Annotated in this window: 9 protein-coding genes; 6 read left to right on the top strand and 3 right to left on the bottom strand. The window is 63.6% G+C overall.

Annotation, left to right across the window (positions count from 1 at the left end; translation table 11 throughout):
• Window positions 1-197 precede the first annotated feature (197 nt).
• The 3 genes from IB238_RS18185 to IB238_RS18175 form a co-directional block, all read right to left on the bottom strand.
• The gene (locus IB238_RS18185) at window positions 198-2,201 is read right to left on the bottom strand and encodes a tyramine oxidase (RefSeq protein WP_192250156.1); all 2,004 of its coding nucleotides are present in this window, start codon (window positions 2,199-2,201) and stop codon (window positions 198-200) included.
• Window positions 2,202-2,373: 172 nt separating this feature from the next.
• A complete protein-coding gene (locus IB238_RS18180; RefSeq protein WP_192250153.1) occupies window positions 2,374-3,600 on the bottom strand; it encodes a 2-oxo acid dehydrogenase subunit E2 in 1,227 nt (408 codons plus the stop codon).
• A gap of 2 nt (window positions 3,601-3,602) precedes the next feature.
• Window positions 3,603-5,681, bottom strand: a complete 2,079-nt coding sequence (locus IB238_RS18175; protein WP_192250150.1) for a transketolase C-terminal domain-containing protein — start codon at window positions 5,679-5,681, stop codon at window positions 3,603-3,605.
• A gap of 126 nt (window positions 5,682-5,807) precedes the next feature.
• Between IB238_RS18175 and IB238_RS18170 the strand changes: the two genes are divergently transcribed.
• The 6 genes from IB238_RS18170 (at window position 5,808) to IB238_RS18145 (ending at window position 17,022) form a co-directional block, all read left to right on the top strand.
• Window positions 5,808-6,275: an Lrp/AsnC family transcriptional regulator gene (locus IB238_RS18170; RefSeq protein ID WP_192250147.1), complete on the top strand. Its 468-nt coding sequence runs from the start codon at window positions 5,808-5,810 to the stop codon at window positions 6,273-6,275.
• Between the two features lie 972 nt (window positions 6,276-7,247).
• Window positions 7,248-8,870, top strand: coding sequence for a DNA polymerase Y family protein (locus IB238_RS18165; protein ID WP_192250144.1), 1,623 nt, complete (start codon window positions 7,248-7,250; stop codon window positions 8,868-8,870).
• Window positions 8,867-12,220, top strand: a complete 3,354-nt coding sequence (locus IB238_RS18160; protein WP_192250141.1) for an error-prone DNA polymerase — start codon at window positions 8,867-8,869, stop codon at window positions 12,218-12,220. Before IB238_RS18165 ends, IB238_RS18160 begins: the two co-directional genes overlap by 4 nt.
• Before the next feature lie 275 nt (window positions 12,221-12,495).
• Window positions 12,496-12,807 carry a (2Fe-2S)-binding protein gene (locus IB238_RS18155; RefSeq protein ID WP_192251294.1) on the top strand — a complete coding sequence of 104 codons (312 nt, stop codon included), beginning with the start codon at window positions 12,496-12,498 and terminating at the stop codon, window positions 12,805-12,807.
• Window positions 12,773-13,258 (top strand): bacterioferritin, encoded by a 486-nt coding sequence (gene bfr / locus IB238_RS18150; RefSeq protein ID WP_192250138.1) that lies wholly within the window; start codon window positions 12,773-12,775, stop codon window positions 13,256-13,258. The genes IB238_RS18155 and bfr overlap by 35 nt, the downstream gene beginning before the upstream one ends.
• Before the next feature lie 713 nt (window positions 13,259-13,971).
• Entirely contained in the window at window positions 13,972-17,022 is a 3,051-nt protein-coding gene (locus IB238_RS18145) for a calcium-binding protein (RefSeq protein ID WP_192250135.1), read from the top strand.
• Window positions 17,023-17,147: the final 125 nt, after the last annotated feature.

Raw genomic sequence — 17,147 nt, 5'->3', positions numbered from 1 at the left:
GCGAGTAGTCTCTTTGAGGTTGCTCCAGTCCCCGTCATCCCGGCCGTGAGCCGGGATCGAGCAGCGCCGTGTCTGCGGCGCGAAAGAGCCTTCGCGCTCAAGGACTTGAGCGCGCTGGATGCCGGGTCAAGCCCGGCATGACGCTGTTGCTGGTAGCTTTTGGGCCGGTGTGACGCACCGGCCCCAACGTTTATCGCCTAAGACGGATTGCGGATCGTGATCGACGGATTGTGGTCGAAGAAGTTGAACGGCATCAGCGTGATGCCCTTCCACATGGTCGACATCACCGGCCAGTCCTCCATGTGCGGCACATGGTGGAAACCCATCGTGTACCAGGTGACGATGTCGGTGTCGTGGATGCTGCGATCTTTCTTCACCCATTCCGGCAGGCTGTCCTTGCCGTCACCCTGGAAGGCGTATTCGCCGCCGGCATAGCGCTCCTTCGGGTCGTAGGCCGTGTTCCAGAAGGTGTACTCGATATAGGCGTTACGGCGGGCCGGCGGGTCGTTGATCACATCCAGCGGCGAATAGGCGACGCTGTTTTCCGGCAGGATCATGTAACCGGGATGATGGCCGAGCTTGGTTTCCTTGCCCATGTTCATGACGTGATACATGGCCGGTGTCGCCGGGTTGACCTTGTAGCGCCCCTGCAACTCCGTCATCGGCATCTCGTCCTTCGTCTCCCAGAAGGTGCGGCGCGGCGTGCCTTCAGGCGCGGTCGCGGGCACGAGACCGGTGCGGGCAAACATGTTGTTCTGCCCGTCGATGTCGAAGTCGAAGCGGAAGTTGAAGAAGTGGTCGTGGTTCGGCGCCACGAGGTTCGGCGCGATCAGCGTGCCGTACTTCGTGTCTTCCGCCGCCGTTGCGTCCTTCATCGAGGTGGATGCCACGCCCTTGACTGCATCAAGGCCGGTCGCGCCGACCATGACGCGGATCATGCCGTTCTGCTGGAAGACATAGTCGATCAAATAGTCGTAGTTGCCGACCTCGGAGGCCGAGCGGACGACAAGCTCGGTCGCCGGACGACCTTCCGCCGGCACTGGCTTGTCGGGTGTCTGCGCGAAGATCTCGTAGTGGCGCCAGGCCGGATCGCCGATGTTGCGCTCGAAGACGCAAAGAGCGTTCGGGATCTCGACCGGTGAACCATCATCGGCATGCACGACCGCCGGCAGGAATTTCGCATAGGCCGGGCAATCAACGCCGGCGGTCAGCGGGCTCAGGAAGATGCCGAAGCCGTATTCTCCGCTGTCCATGTAGGTGCGCCAGTACCAGCCCTCGCTCGGATCCATGTAGGGCACGAAGACCTCCGAAAGATTGGCCTGATAGAGCACCGAGCGGGGGCCCTTGCCGTCATTGGCAGAGATCTCCGAGAGCACGACGCCCGGCCGCTTGTCGACACGCCAGCGGAAGCTCCACATGTCCCAATTGATCAGGCTGCCATCGACGGAAAAGTTCGCACCATCGGGCTGGTTGAGGATTGCTGCCTTGATCGGCCCATCAAGCTTCATGTCCTTGCGGGCGCCAATGTCGTCCTGGAGGTACCCCCAGCCGTCTTCCGGCACCGGCACGACGCCGGTATCAACGACCTCGACAACCTTCTGGCTTGTCAGATCGACAGTGGCAAACAGCCCCTCGATCGGCTTTGCATAGAAGTTGCTCTGGGTCGGATTGACATAGCACGGCACCTTCATCAGGCGCTTGCCGGCCTCGTCGGGCGTGCCGAAGGCACCAGCCGTTAGCGGCAGGCAGAACACCTGGTCCGGCTTCAGGTCGCGCTTGGCCAGCGCCGCGACGAAGTCAGGATTCTGCAGGGCGAGGTTCATCGCGCCTAGAAATTCCTCCAGCAACAGCATCGGCTGGCCGGTCACCGGTTCCCACGACAGCACCTTCTTGGCCGTGATGTCGACCTCGCCCTTGAACACGCCCTTGCCGGTTTTGACGTTGACGACGGCGCGGCGGTCTTCCGGATCGCCTTCCTTCCATTTCAGCACGACGTCCTTGGCCGGCTCCTGCAGCTCGATCAGCGGATAGCGACTGTCGGCATCAGTCTTGCCGTCATCCTTCAAGATCTGGACGACCGCGGAGATTTCCGCGGTGGAGAGCCCGTCGAGCGGGTGCGACAGGGCCGCACTGCTGCCTGCGGCAGTGATGGCGGCAGCGGCCAGGAGCCGGCCGACCGTGCGCTTCAAGAGATCTGGCATGGTGATTTCCCTCTGGACTTGTTGAAATGGCGCCCAGGGACACCAGCCCGGTCGCGCGGTAAGTCTAGCGAGGCGAATTTCTTGCGGTTTGGCATTTTCGGCCAAGTTGAGCCATGCCCGATCAAATCAGGCGGCAGACCGGGCTCAGCCCAAGATGGCGCCGAGGCCCGCGTCATTCAGGCCAGTTTTCCAGAACCTCGACGAAGCGGGTCAGCCAAAGGTTCGTCTGGTGGCCGTCAACGGCGCGATGGTCGATCGTCAGGGAGACATAGGCCATGGGCCGGATCTGGATCGCATCGACGCCGCCGATCTCGCGCACGACTACGCGCTTCTCCAGCTTGCCGACCCCAAGGATCGCCGTCTGCGGCTGATTGATGATGATCGGCGAGGCAAACAACGAACCGGAGACGCCGTGGTTGGAGATGGTGAACGTGCCGCCGCGCATGTCCTCGGGCTTGAGCGAGCCGCTGCGGGCGCGGGCGGTCAGGTCCTGCAAGGCGGTTGCGGTTCCGGCCAGCGACACGTCCTGCACCCGACGGATTACCGGTACCACCAGCCCCTTGTCGCCCAGGGCCGTGCCGACGCCGATGTTGACGTCGTCGAAAATCTCCAGGCGATCATCATGCCAGCGGCTGTTGATCTCCGGCACCGCCCGCATGGCAGCAGCGGCGGCGACGACGATGTAGGCGGTATAGGAGAGGTTGATGCCGCGCGCGGCAAGTGCCGCCTTGTTGGCCTCGCGATGCTTCATGATGGCGGAGAAATCCGCTTCGAACACCGCCGTGACATGTGGGGCGACCGTGACCGAGTTGAGCGTGTTGCTTGCGATCGCAAGCCGCATGGTCGAATGCGGCACCGTTCGGCTGCCGGCGAGCTCTTCGCGGCCGGTGGGAGCCGGTGCCGGTTGCGGCGCCGCACGGGGAGCCGCAAGCGTTTCAGTAACACCAGGCGCATCGGCCCGTGACGCAAAGGCCGCCTCGATGTCGATGCGTGTCACACGTCCGTTCTTGCCGGTGCCTGCGACCGTGGCCGGGTCGATGCCGTATTGCAGGGCCGCGTGGCGTACCGCCGGCGAGTAGCGCATCACATCGGGCACAGCCTTCGCTGTTTCATGTGAAATGGGGGAAGCCGCAGCAGCTGGTATGCTCCGGCACGCGTCGCCGGCGCGGATGCGCCCCAGCACCGCGCCGGGCCCCGCATCGTCGCCGCTTTGCAGCAGGATCTCCGCCAGGATGCCGGCTACCGGAGAAGGAACCTCCTGCGTGACCTTGTCGGTTTCCAGCTCCACCAGCGGGTCGTCGATGGCGACCGCCTCGCCCGGCTGCTTCAGCCAGGCGCGCACGACCGCCTTTGTTCCTTCCTGCTCGAGGGGAGCCTGGACGTCCATCAGCGCGGCCATGCTCAAAACTCCACCAGGGACTGGATCTTTGCGCGGACGCGTTCGACGGAGGGCACGGCCCAGTCGAGCAGCACTGGATTGTGCGGGCTCGGGATGTCGGGCATCGTCAAGCGGGAGACGGGCGCGTCGAGGTCCATGAAGGCCTCGTCGGCGACGACGGCGGAAATTTCTGCACCAAAACCGGCCGTGCCGAGATCCTCGTGCACGATCAGGCAGCGCCGGGTGCGACGAACGGACGAAAGCACAGCGTCGCGGTCCCAGGGCAGTAGCGTGCGCAGGTCGATCACGTCGGCCGAGATGCCTTCCGCGGCTTCCTCGCAGCGCGGCACCATCGCCCCCCAGGTGACAATCGTGATCGCATCGCCGTGGCGGGTGTGGCGGGCCTTGCCGAAGGGCAGGGCGAAGTCGTCACCCGGATAGGGCCGACGCGCCCAGGCATGGTCGAGCATGGCGCGATGCTCGAAGAAGATCACCGGGTCATTGCCGCGCAGCGCCGTCCGCAACAATCCGACCGCATCCTCGGCATTGGAGGGCACGGCGACCTGCCAGCCCGGCTGGTGCACAAAGGCGACCTCGTTTGTCTGGCTGTGCCAGGGATCGCCGCATTTGAAGAAGCCACCGGGCATGCGCAGCACGATCGGGGCGGCGAAGCGATTGTTGGTGCGCCAGCGGATCGTGCCGCAATCGTTGATCTGCTCGGTAGCCGGCTCAGCATATTTGCGGAACTGGATTTCCGGCACCGGCATGAGGCCGGCAAGCGCCATGCCGACGGCGCGCCCGACAATGCCCTCTTCCGACAGCGAAGTGTCGAACACCCGCTCGCGTCCGAACTTTTCCTGCAGACCAAGCGTGACCGCATGCACGCCACCCTTGGGACCGATGTCCTCACCGAACAGGACGACGCGCTCATTGACCGTCAACTCGTGATCGAGCGTACGGCGGATCGCCGTCACCATGTTGATGCGCTGGCTGTCGCCAGCAGGCTGGTCGGTCGTTGCCGGTGCAACATAGCCGACGCTGTGCTGCCCGCCCATTTGCTGCATCTCGCCGTCGAAGAAGACGTGGCGGGTGAGCGTTCGCGGATCGGCAACCGGCCGCGCCTCGGCAGCCTCGCGCGCCACCTCAGCGGCGGAAGCGGCCTCGGCAGCGGAAGCCTGCCATTCCGCCTCGCTCATCACCGCCGGAACGAGATAGTCCTTTAGACGCGGCAGTGGATCACGCGCCCATTCGGCACGCACCACGTTCTCACTCTTGTAGGCCTGCGTGTCCTGGAAACTATGCCCTTCCAGGCGCGGCACAGTAAGCCGCAGAAGCGCCGGCGTGCGGCTTTCGCGCACGAACTCGACTGCCTCCGCCGTCAGCCGCACGGCTTCCGCCGGATCGCAGCCGTCGCCGTCGAAGATCACAAGATTCTGCCAGCCGGCAAGATTGGCGGCAATGTTGCCGCCCGGGGTCTGCAGGGTGGAGGGCACGGAGATGCCGAAACCGTTGTCCTCGATGTAGAACAGCATCGGCAGAGCTTGCGTGGTGGCGATAGTGAGTGCCGACCAGAAGCCGTTCGAAGCGACCGAGCCGTCGCCACCGAGCACGACGCCAATCGCCCGGTCGTAATCCGGCCTCTTCAACACTGTGCGGTAATATTCGAGCGCCTGTGCCCAGCCGGCCGTCGGCGTGTACTGCGTCCCCACACCGCCGCACATGGGCAGTGCCGAGGCACCGTTGCGGTTCGGATAGTTGAACACCACACCGATATCGCGACCATCCGAGTAGCCGCCGGCCCGGCCCATGGCCGAGCCCAGCGCCTCGGCCGGATCGACGCCGAGCGCCAGGAGCAGCGGGCGGGAGCGATAATAGCCGCAAGCGCCGTCATGCTGCTCCGTCAGCCGGCAACCGAGCATGATCTGCGCCATGTCGTGGCCGCGGGCGGAGAACTGGTAGAGCACCTTTTTCTCCGGAACCAGCCGCGTCTCTTCCATCTCGTCGAGTGCGCGGGAAAGCTGAACGAGGTGGGCGATACGCTTCCAGTCGATCGTCTCGTCCGGTGCATTGCGAACGAACCGTTTCAGCGCTGCCTGTGCCATTTCGCGTCCTCCTCGCAAAGCAATCACATGAGAAATGATAATACGATTTGACCGTGATTTTGTTTCAGAATTCCGCCTGCATGTCATATTGTTGAAACGACTGTTTCATTAAGTGGAGGAAAGTGAATGACTGATATCGAGCTTGACGCCGTCGACCGGCAGATCCTTCGCGTGCTGCAGCGCCAGGCCGACATCAGCCACGCAGCGCTCTCCGAAAAGGTGGGCGCCTCGAGTGCCTCCTGCTGGCGCAGGATCAAGGCGCTGGAGGCGGCGGGCGTGCTCGGAGAAACGGTGCGCCTGGTCGAGCCGGAAGCGATCGGCCGGGGATTGAACGTCTTCTGCCAGGTGCGCATGAAAAGCCACGATCCCGCCGCTCGGCGCGATTTCGAGCGTTTCGTCGAGAGCCACGACGAGGTACTCGAATGCTATTCGATGTCGGGCGAGTGGGACTATCTGCTGCGCGTGGTGGCGGCGGACGTGCGTGACTATGAGCGATTACTGATGCACGGCATTCTCACCCATGAGGCTGTGGCGAACTCGTCGTCGCATTTTGCCCTCAAGAGCGTGAAGTACACGACAGCGCTGCCGGTTTGAGTTCGAGGCATGGGGTTCCCTTGGCGTTTCCGAAAGGAACCTCTTTTCAATGGCTTGATTTTAAGCGCGCTTCGCCTCTCCGCAGACGCGCGACTTTGTGATCGACCCAGACGCAAATTGCCGTTGACTCTTATCCGGCGCTCTGGAATCTATTGGAACATAACGAGAACAAAGAAGGAATGAACGTCATGGCAACGCCTGCCCTGGCGCAGAAGCAGCTTTTTGCCCTGCGTGAGGCTATCGCCCGCATCGAAAACGCCGACGGCCCTGGCCTTGCCCGGCGCAAGCGCCGCTGGCAATGGGATACACAGGAATCGCCGGACGGCGCGCCGCCTGCACCCGCATCCGGAGAAACGCCCGGTCTCGAAGCCGTTTTCGATGGCGGCCTTCCAGCTTGCGGTCTCATTGAAATCCGAAACGCGCAGACCCGCGATACGGGAGCTGCAACCGGTTTCTCCTTGGCCCTTGCCGCGTTCCAGCAGGACCGGGCCGAAAGAGGCGAGGGCGCGACGCTCTGGATCGGCCAGGCAATGGCGCTTTCCGAAGCCGGCACGCCCTACGCACCCGGTCTCAGGAAGCACGGCCTCGATCCGGCGCGCTTTTTTCTCGCCCGGCCGCGCACGGTACCGGATGCGCTGTGGATGGCGGAGACAGCGCTCGGCGTGCCGGCCTTTTCCACTGTCGTCCTGGAAATTCGTGGCAACCCGACCTGCTTCGGCCTGACCGAAAGCCGCCGGCTGCAAATGCGGGCGCGGGCGAACGGCATCCTGCTTCTGCTACTGCGCCAGGCTGGCGAGGAGGAGGCGAGCAGCGCGCTCTGTCGCTTGCGCATCGACCCGGCCCCCGCCAACGAACGCCCGCTGCCGGACGGAACCACGCTTGCCGGCAGCATCGGCAAGCCCGTCTTCCTCGTCACGCCGGAGAAAAGCAAGACCGCCGACCCCGTCGGCATCCTGTTGGAGTGGAACCCCGATGACCGCCGTTTCAACCACCTCGAACCCCGCGCTATCGCTCCTCAGGAAGAGCGGCGACCAGCGAATTCTCTGCCTCTGGTTTCCCTACCTGCCCGCCGATCGGGTGGCGCGGCAGCGCTGGGGGAGATCGTGGCTTTCAAAGGGGCGTCCTGAGCATCCGCCCGTCGTCTTCGCCGGCCGCAGCGACAATGCCATGCGGCTCTCCTTCCTGGATCGCGAGGCCGAGCGGGTCGGCCTGCGCAAGGGGCAGGGTGTCACCGAGGCACGCGCCATTTGCCCGACGCTGGACATCCTTCCCACCGACCCGGCAGCCGACCGGGCCTTGCTCGAGGCACTCGCCGACTGGTGCGACCGCTATACGCCACTGGTGGCGCTCGACGCCGCCGACGGGCTTTATCTCGACATTACGGGCTGCTGCCATCTTCATGGCGGCGAGCGGGCACTGCTCGACAACGTTCTGTCGAACCTCTTTGCGCTCGGCATCGAGGCGCGCGGCGCGATCTCCGCCGCCGCCGGCCTGTCCTGGGCGGTCGCACATTTCGGCGATGGCGGCGTGATCGATATCGATGCGGCGCAGGATGTGCTCGCTCGCCTGCCGACTGCGGCCTTGCGCCTGCCGGCAGATGTGATCGGGCCACTTGACCGGGTCGGGCTGAAGAGCATCGGTGATCTTCTGCCCCTGCCGCGCGCGCCGCTCGCCCGCCGCTTCGGCCCCCTGCCGCTTCTCAGGCTCGACCAGGCACTGGGACTGGAGGACGAGCCGATTTCGCCGCGCTTGGCCGTACCGATGCTATCGGCGGAGCGCAGGCTCTTCGATCCCGTCCAGTCCGAAGAAGACATCCTCGCGCTTGCCGCCCATCTCGCCGGCAACTTGAAAGAGGGGCTGGAGCGGCGCGGCGAGGGCGGGCGCCTGTTTGCGCTCCTGCTTTTCCGGGTTGACGGCCGCGTGTTCCGCATCCAGGCAGCAACCTCGGCGCCCCTCAGGGACCCCGAGCGGATCGCTCTTCTCTTTCGCGAACGGCTGTCGGCCGTGCATGACGACCTCGATGCCGGATATGGTTTCGAGATCGTCCGGCTTTGCGTGCTGACCGGCGAACCGTTCGAGACCGCGCAGGAGGATTTTTCCGCCGCCGCCGGCGAAAACCGGTCGCTTTCGGCCTTTGCCGACCGGATCGTGGCCCGTTTCGGTCCGGAAAGCCTGCTTGCCGCCACCCTGCCCGAAAGCCACGTGCCCGAGCGGGCAGCGGTCCTGTCGCCGGTCACCGATATTTTGGACAGCAAGCAGGCCGCCGGGCTTGGAAGGCAGGCAACGGCCGCCATCGCTCAGGGCGACCGCCCCCTCCGCCTGCTCGCCCCGCCCGAACCGGTCGAGGCCATGGCCGGTATCCCTGAAGATGCGCCGCGGACCTTTCGCTGGCGGCGCGGGTCCCACCGCATCACCCGCGCGGAAGGGCCCGAACGCATCGCCGGCGAATGGTGGATCGACGGCAAGGACCACCCAGCCCGGGATTATTTTCGCGTCGAGGACGATTCTGGCCGCCGTTACTGGCTTTTCCGCGAGGGCCTCTACGGGGACGATACACCTCTTCCCCGCTGGTTCATCCACGGAGTCTTCGCATGAGCGACGCTCCCACCTTCTACGAGTTCGGCGCGCGCACCAATTTCTCCTTCCTCGAAGGGGCTGCCTCCGCCGAAGGCATGGTGGAGACCGCCAAGCGGATCGGCCTTGGCGGCCTTGGCATCGCCGACCGCAACACCGTCGCCGGCGTCGTGCGTGCCTACAGCAAGGCGAAGTTCGAAAAGTATCCGTCATTTCGGCCGGGCGCCCGCCTTGTCTTTTCCGACGGCACGCCGGACATCCTCGCCTATCCGCAGAACCGAACCGGCTGGGCCAATCTCTGCCGCCTGCTGAGCAGCGGGAACCTGCGCACGAAGAAGGGAGAATGCACGCTTGCGCTCGCCGACCTCACGGAGTGGCAGGCGGAACTGCAGCTCATCGTCATGCCGCCGGCCGGCCGGCCCGAACCGGAGCGGCTTCGCACCCTGCTTGAGTCTTTGCGGGAAAGCGCCGGCGACCGGCTCTACCTGGCGCTGGTGCCGCGCTATGACGGCCTCGACCGGCACGACCTTGCCACACTCGCCCTTCTGGCTCGGCAAACCCGGGTCCGGCCAATTGCCTCCAACGACGCACTTTTCGACGTCGCCGGCAGCCGCCCGCTCGCTGACGTCGTCACCGCCATCCGCCGCAAGGCGACAATCGCCGGTCTGGGCTTCCATCAGCAGGCCAATGCGGAGCGCTATCTCAAGGGCCCTGCCCAGATGGCGCGGCTTCTGCGTGATCATCCCGAGGCGATTGCCAACACCGAACGCTTCTTCCGCGGGCTGAGGTTCGATCTGGCAGAATTGGGTTACCAATACCCGGACGAATCCGACCCAGGCTCGACGCCGGCGGAGACGCTTCTGCGGCTCGTGCGCGAGGGCGCGTCCAGTCGATACCCGCGCGGCGTGCCGGCCAAGGTTGAGGAGCGGCTTACCTATGAACTCGACCTCATTAGAAGGAAACGATACGAGCCCTACTTCCTGACCGTCCACAAGCTGGTGTGCTTTGCCCGCAGCAAAGGCATCCTCTGCCAGGGCCGCGGTTCGGCCGCCAATTCCTCGGTCTGCTACTGCTTGGGGATCACGGAGGTCGACCCTGACAAATTCGTCCTGCTCTTCGACCGCTTCATCTCCGAGGACCGTGACGAGCCGCCGGATATCGACGTCGACTTCGAGCACGAGCGTCGCCAGGAGGTGATAGAGTACATCTATAAGACGTACGGCAAGGAACATGCAGGGCTGGCTGCCGCCGTCATCAGCTATCGGGGTCGCTCGGCCGGTCGCGAGGTCGCCAAGGCCTTCGGCCTGTCTGACGACGTCCAGTCGGCCCTTTCCGGCTCGATCTGGGGATGGGGCCGGTCGTCCTTTTCCGAGGAGCAGATCAAGGCCGCCGGCCTTGACATAAGGGATCCAACGACGGCCAAGGTGCTGTCTTATGCGGGGCAACTGATGGATTTCCCCCGGCATCTTTCACAGCATGTCGGCGGCTTTCTCATCACCAGCGACCGGCTCGACGAAATCGTGCCGATCATGCCGACGGCGATGCCCGACCGCTTCATGGTCGAATGGGACAAGGACGACCTCGACACACTGAAGCTTCTGAAGGTCGACGTGCTCGCGCTCGGCATGCTCACCTGCATCGCCAAGGCATTCAAGTTTCTGGAAGCGCATTACAACGAGCCGAAGACGCTGGCGGAAATCTATCCGGACCAGAAAGACGAGGTCTATAACATGATCTGCCGTGCCGACACGCTCGGCGTCTTCCAGATCGAGAGCCGTGCGCAGATGAGCATGCTGCCGCGCCTCAGGCCCAAAGAATTCTACGACCTCGTCATCGAGGTGGCGATCGTCCGCCCCGGACCGATCCAGGGCAACATGGTCCATCCCTATCTCAGGCGGCGCGAAAAGAAAGAGCAGGTGATCTACCCGAAGGAGGAAATCCGGTTCGTGCTGGAGCGGACTCTGGGGGTGCCGCTTTTCCAGGAGCAGGCCATGCAGATCGCCATCACTGCCGCCGGCTTTTCGCCGGCTCAGGCCGACAAGCTCCGCCGCGCCATGGCGACCTTCCGCCGGACCGGCCAGGTCAGCAGCTTCCGGCAGCAAATGATCGACGGCATGATGCGCAAGGGATACACGCATGACTTCGCCGAGCGTTGCTTCAGCCAGATCGAGGGTTTTGGCGAGTACGGCTTTCCCGAAAGCCACGCCGCCTCCTTCGCCCTTCTCGTCTACGCCTCGTCCTGGCTGAAGGCCTATTATCCGGACGTCTTCTGTGCCGCGATCCTTAATTCCCAACCGATGGGATTCTACGCGCCGGCACAACTCGTCCGCGATGCGCGCGAGCACGGTGTTTGCGTCTTCCCCGTCGATGTCAACCATTCCAGCTGGGATTGCAGCCTCGAAGGCGAGAACGCCTTCGATCCATCGGCGATCGCCCCGCGACATAGAGAAATGCAAAACGTCATCCGATCGCAGAAGGCGGTTCGGCTCGGCTTTCGCCTGGTCAAGGGGTTGGGCGAGAAGGACATCGAGGCGCTCGTTGCCAACAGGGGAGCGGGCTATCGCTCCGTACGCGACCTATGGCTTCGCTCCAGCCTGCCGCGCGGCATCCTGGAGCGGCTTGCCGACGCCGACGCCTTCCGCTCGATGAACCTCGACCGGCGCGCCGCCCTCTGGGCGGTCAAGGCGCTCGACGACAGGAGCAGTTCGAATACGTTGCCGTTGTTCGATCGCGCCGGAACGGACGAGTTGCGGTCCGAACCGCAAGTGGCGCTTCCAGCGATGTCGGCGGGCGAACAGGTCATCAACGACTATCGCTATTTGACCCTTTCGCTCAAGGCGCATCCGGTGTCCTTCATGCGTACCGATTTTTCCCGGCAAGGCATCCTCCGCTGTGAGCAACTGGAGACGGCGCCCAAGGATAGCCGCATAACGGTGGCCGGGCTCGTGCTGGTGCGGCAGCAGCCCGGTTCGGCCAAGGGGGTCGTCTTCATGACGATCGAGGACGAGACCGGGATTGCCAACATCATCATCTGGAAGAAGACCATGGAGAAATACCGCCGCGTGGTGATGGGCGCACGTCTCGTCCGGGTGCGGGGGCGGCTGCAACGCGAAAGCGGCGTCATTCACGTGGTGGCCGACCACCTGGAGGACATCACAGAGGCACTTGGTCTATTGAAGAGAGAATTGCACAGCTTCGGGGCGATCAGCCGGGCCGACGAGGTCATTCACCCGGTGGATGAGGAAGGACGCGCGAAGCGGGCACTACGGCAAATGCGCGTGGCGGGAAAAGATTTGACCCGGGAGATGGAGGCAAAGTCCCTGCTGCGGCAGGCGGCGGATGTCATGCCAAAGGGTCGCAACTTTCATTGACGCACGCACAAGGCGAACACGGTAGCCGACGGTTACGAATCCGAGGTAATCGCCCGCAACTGCAACAAAAAGTGATCGCGTGGTGAACACCTATTGGCCCGACACAAACGCCATGCGCAGCATCCCAACATTTTGAAAACACGACAGATTTCTTCAGGTTTAGAACGTCTATAAACTGATGCGGCAACCATGCTGACCTGTTATATCTTGACAGCAAATATCCCCTTTTGCTTAATCGCGCCAATTCAGGGCATTGCACATGGCAGGCAGGACAGATGCTGGTTTGCAGCTGCAACTTCATTAGCGAAAAAGAGATCGTCGACGTCATCAACGAGCTCCTCGACCAGGACTGCTGGCAACTGATCGTGCCCGCAAAGGTCTATCACGCGATGGAAAAACGCGGTCGCTGCTTTGGCTGCTTCCCCAATGTCGTCGACATCATCGTCCGCACCACCGAACAGTATCACGCCGGGCGCCCCTCGACGGATGCCGAGATATTTGATTTCATGATCCGCCTCAAACAGTTCCATGAAGACAACAGGAGAGCGGACATTGAAAGGCGACAAAAAGGTAATCGAGCAGCTTAACGAAGCGCTCTTTCTCGAACTCGGCGCCGTCAATCAGTACTGGCTCCACTATCGTCTCCTCGAAGACTGGGGATACACGCTTCTGGCAAAGAAGGAGCGTGAAGAATCGATCGAGGAGATGCACCACGCCGACAAGCTGGTCGCGCGCATCATCTTTCTTGAGGGCCATCCCAACCTGCAGACGCTTGCCCCCTTGCGCATCGGCCAGAACGTCAAGGAAGTCCTGGAGGCGGACCTTGCCGGCGAGTATGACGCCCGCACGGCCTACAAGAAGTCCCGCGACATCTGTCACGACGCCGGCGACTACGTCAGCATGAAGCTCTTCGAAGAACTTCTCAGCGACGAGGAAGACCACATCGACTTCCTTGAGACGCAACTCGGCCTGCTCGAGCAGCTCGGCGCCGAAAAATACGGCCAGCTCAACGCCGCGCCGGCCAACGAAGCGGAATAGCCAAAGCCACTGTTGTGCACGCACGTCTCCGGACCGCCGGGGACTTGCATTGGCGGTGGTGAGGGCCGGGTATGCGCGGCCCCCCGAGGGCCACCGTACATACCTACTGGTTCGGCCACGGCAGCACCAGCTACTCTCCGTAGGTCAATGCCCGCCGGGACGGCGCGCCGCTGAAACGCAGCACGTCCTGGCGCGACCCCGGTTCCATCTGAAATGACCATTGATCGCGCCCTGCCATCTGCGATGGCCACAGGGTCACGATCGTCGCACCTCCCTTGATGCCGTCATGGCACACGCGTCCTTGCGCTTGCGGTGGCTCCTCCTGGGTTCGCCGCTCCGTGCTCAGCCTCACCTGTCCGTGGCACCGCTCCAAGCCCGACGAGCGCTCTCAATTGGCGGTTGCCGGCCACTATTCCGGCCAGATCCACTTCGCCGGGACCTCGGTTCTGCGTTTGTCTGTTCCCGCCGGAACAGGGAACCTCATTTTTTTCAACAATATGGCGACGCAGGGTGGCGCATTCCGCGCCGACCGCAGGACCGGGCCTTCGCCCGGAGCATGGGTGGAGATGGGTTCAGGCGCAGGAAATGAACGCAACCAAGCGCAGTGATCAGCGGCACGCCCAGGCGCTGCTGCAACTCCACATCACCCTGGCCCGCGGCAGCTGCGGCGTCAGGGAAAGCAATTTCGATAGAACGATCATTAGGAGAAACACATGGCAAACATACCGGGCTCCGAAGGGGCCGACAATCTGAAGGGCAGCGACCTTGAAGGTGACTTCATCATGCTGGAGGGCGGCGAAGACGTCGCCGACGGCGGCATGGGATCGGACCAGATCTTCGGCGGCGAAGGCAAAGACCTGCTTAACGGTTCATTCCAGGGCGACTTCCTCATGGGTGAGGAGGGCGACGATACGCTGAACGGCGACAGCGGCAGCGACAGAATTCTGGCCGGCGACGGCGCCGACAAGCTCAACGGCGGATCCGGCAAGGACGATTTGGACGTGGGCACGGCGTACGAACTGGCGGGCGACATCGTCGATGGCGGCTCCGGCATCGACACCCTGTACGTCGATTACACCGATTTCGATCGGGCGCTCAACTTCAAGGTCGGCGACTGGATCAACGCGCAGACGCTTCCCGGCCTGGTGCTTCCGGCATTCGCCAGCAGTACGGCAACCGTGCGCATGGTCGAGAGCTTCCAGATTACCGGCACCGAGTTCGCCGACAGCATCACCGGCGGCAACTACCGTGACACATTCATGGGCGGCGCCGGCAAAGACATTCTCAAGGGCGGCCGCGGCATGGACACGCTGATGGGCGGGGAGGATGACGACACGCTCTTTGGCGGTTACGGCATCGACATGTTGAGTGGGGATGAGGGCATAGACACGCTCTATGGCGAGCAGGGCTTCGACTACCTCACGGGCGGCGCAGGCGACGACAGGCTCTACGGCGGCGATGATGGTGACATGCTGGAAGGCGAAGAGGGCAACGATCTCCTCAACGGCGACAATGGCAACGACAACCTCGACGGCGGCGAAGGCAACGACACGCTCAATGGCGGCGATGGCCACGACAACCTGACCGGCGGGCTGGGCGATGACACGATCACCGGCGGCACCGGCAACGACACCTATGTCTTTGCCTTCGGCGACGGCAAGGACAAGATCACCGACACAAGCGGCAGCGATCGCCTGGTGATCGAGAAGTTCACCGGCAATTTCACCGCCAAGCTGCCGACGCAGGTCAACATGCTGGCCGGCGGAACGACCTTCTCCGGCATCGAGCACTACAGCATCTACGCGACCGGATCCGGTGCGAACGCTATCACGACCGGTAGCGGCCACGACATCGTCGAGTCGGGTGCCGGCAACGACACGATCAATGGCGGCACCGGCAATGACGAACTGAACGCCGGCACCGGCAAGGATACGGTCCAAGCCGGCGACGGCAACGACTACGTCTACCTGGGTGATGGCGGGGCAGACAAAGCCGACGGCGGCGCGCAGACCGACCGCGTCTCCGTCGATCGCCGCTCGCTGACGCCAAACCAAACGTTCTCGGTCAGCGGAACCACGGCCTCGCTCACCGATGGCACCTCGATGAAGAACTTCGAATACTACAAGGTCGAGTTCGGATCCGGCAACGATGTGGTGAAGTCCGTGGGCGGCGCCAAGGGCGTCACCTTCTTCGGACATGCCGGCAATGACACACTGCTCGGCACTGCCTATGGCGACCAGCTCGACGGCGGCGAAGGCAGTGACAAGATCACGGCCGGTGGCGGCAGCGACACCATCCGTGACGCAGGCGGTACGAACACGATCGATGCGGGAACCGGAAACGACAGTGTCTGGGTCCGTGACGGAGCGAAGTCGACCGCCAACTACACGGTAAAGCTTGGCGACGGAAACGATTCGTTCAAGCGGGAAGCCTCGACCGGCAAGCTCACGCTCGACGGCGGCGCAGGCACCGACTTTGCCTCGATCGACTTCGCCAAGTACACCAGCGGCATCACCTTCAAGGTCGCCCCATCGGTCACCGTTTCAAACGCGCCGGTGAAGGTCACGAGCATCGAGCGGGTGTCGCTCGGCGGCGGCAGCAGCAAGGACGCGTTCACGGGCGGCGGACTTTCCGACACCCTGTACGGCCGAAACGGTGACGATACGCTGTCGGGCCTCGCCGGAAACGACTACCTCTCCGGCGATGCCGGTAACGACAAGCTGTCCGGCGGTGATGGCAACGATACACTCTATGGCGACGGTGCCGGCAAGACTGGCGGCAAGGACACGATCTCTGCCGGAAACGGCAACGACCACGTCTATGCCGGGGCTGGCGACTACGCAGATGGCGGTGTCGGCACCGACACCCTGCATCTGCTGATGACCGAGCAAACGAAGGACATCGCCTTCACCTTCTCGACCGGCACCGTAAAGGCCGACGCCACGACGACCTTCAAGGGGTTCGAGGCCCTCGACTACGACGGCGGCAAGGCCAAGGACACGGTCACCGGCGGCGCGTTGGCCGACTGGCTGAAGGGCTACGCCGGCGACGACACTCTTCGCGGCGGCGCGGGCGCCGACCGCCTCGAGGACGGCGTCGGCAGCGACAAGCTGTACGGTGACGGCGACAACGATAGGCTGACCCGCACCGACTTCACCGGCAAGGACGCGTTCGACGGCGGAACCGGCATCGATACGCTGGCGTTCAAGGAAGGCACGACCTCGATCGTTCTCGACCTCCAGAACCAGGCCACCAACAAGGGCTCCGCTCTCGGCCTTACGGTCAAGAACTTCGAGATCGTCCAGGGCAGTGCCTCCGACGATGCGCTCCTTGGCGACGCGACCGCCAACACCTTCTACGGCAACGGCTCGGATGACGTGCTCAACGGCCGCGGCGGTCATGACAAGCTGATCGGTGGTGCCGGCGACGACTGGCTGACCGGCGGCACCGGCAATGACCAGTTCATCTTCGACCGCGCCGGTCGCGATGGGGAAGGTGATGTCATCACCGACTTCACCCGCGGGCAGGACAAGCTTGTCATCAGCAAGAGTGCCTATGGCATTGCTGCGGCTGACAAGGCCGTGACGCTGGTGTTCGGCGCAGACCCCGTAGCCACCAGTTCCAAGGGCACCTTCCTGTTCGAAACGGACAACGGTCGCCTCTGGTTCGACGCCGACGGCAAGGGCGCGAATGCGGATCTGGAACTTGTCGCAACGCTGCAGGGCGTGAAGTCGCTCTCGGCCGGCGATTTCATCTTCGCCTGATCCGCGGACACCCGATGCAACCGAGCCACCCCCGTCCCGGGGTGGCTCATTTCATTTTTCTGCCCTGCGCGATGGCCAGCGAGGGATCACTGCTCGCAGAGAGGGGTAAACAGCGGACGAGAACC

Source organism: Rhizobium sp. ARZ01 (assembly GCF_014851675.1).
Classification (GTDB): Bacteria; Pseudomonadota; Alphaproteobacteria; order Rhizobiales; family Rhizobiaceae; genus Mycoplana.
The sequence above is the reverse complement of the archived record's forward strand: the minus strand, read 5'-3'. Positions and strand labels throughout refer to the sequence as shown.

Excerpts from the sequence above, each read along its gene's own strand:
- IB238_RS18155 (WP_192251294.1), top strand. The coding sequence starts at position 12,496 with ATGCTGGTTTGCAGCTGCAACTTCATTAGCGAAAAAGAGATCGTCGAC.
- IB238_RS18170 (WP_192250147.1), top strand. The coding sequence starts at position 5,808 with ATGACTGATATCGAGCTTGACGCCGTCGACCGGCAGATCCTTCGCGTG.
- IB238_RS18165 (WP_192250144.1), top strand. The coding sequence starts at position 7,248 with ATGACCGCCGTTTCAACCACCTCGAACCCCGCGCTATCGCTCCTCAGG.
- IB238_RS18180 (WP_192250153.1), bottom strand. The coding sequence starts at position 3,600 with ATGGCCGCGCTGATGGACGTCCAGGCTCCCCTCGAGCAGGAAGGAACA.
- IB238_RS18185 (WP_192250156.1), bottom strand. The coding sequence starts at position 2,201 with ATGCCAGATCTCTTGAAGCGCACGGTCGGCCGGCTCCTGGCCGCTGCC.
- IB238_RS18145 (WP_192250135.1), top strand. The coding sequence starts at position 13,972 with ATGGCAAACATACCGGGCTCCGAAGGGGCCGACAATCTGAAGGGCAGC.
- IB238_RS18160 (WP_192250141.1), top strand. The coding sequence starts at position 8,867 with ATGAGCGACGCTCCCACCTTCTACGAGTTCGGCGCGCGCACCAATTTC.
- IB238_RS18175 (WP_192250150.1), bottom strand. The coding sequence starts at position 5,681 with ATGGCACAGGCAGCGCTGAAACGGTTCGTTCGCAATGCACCGGACGAG.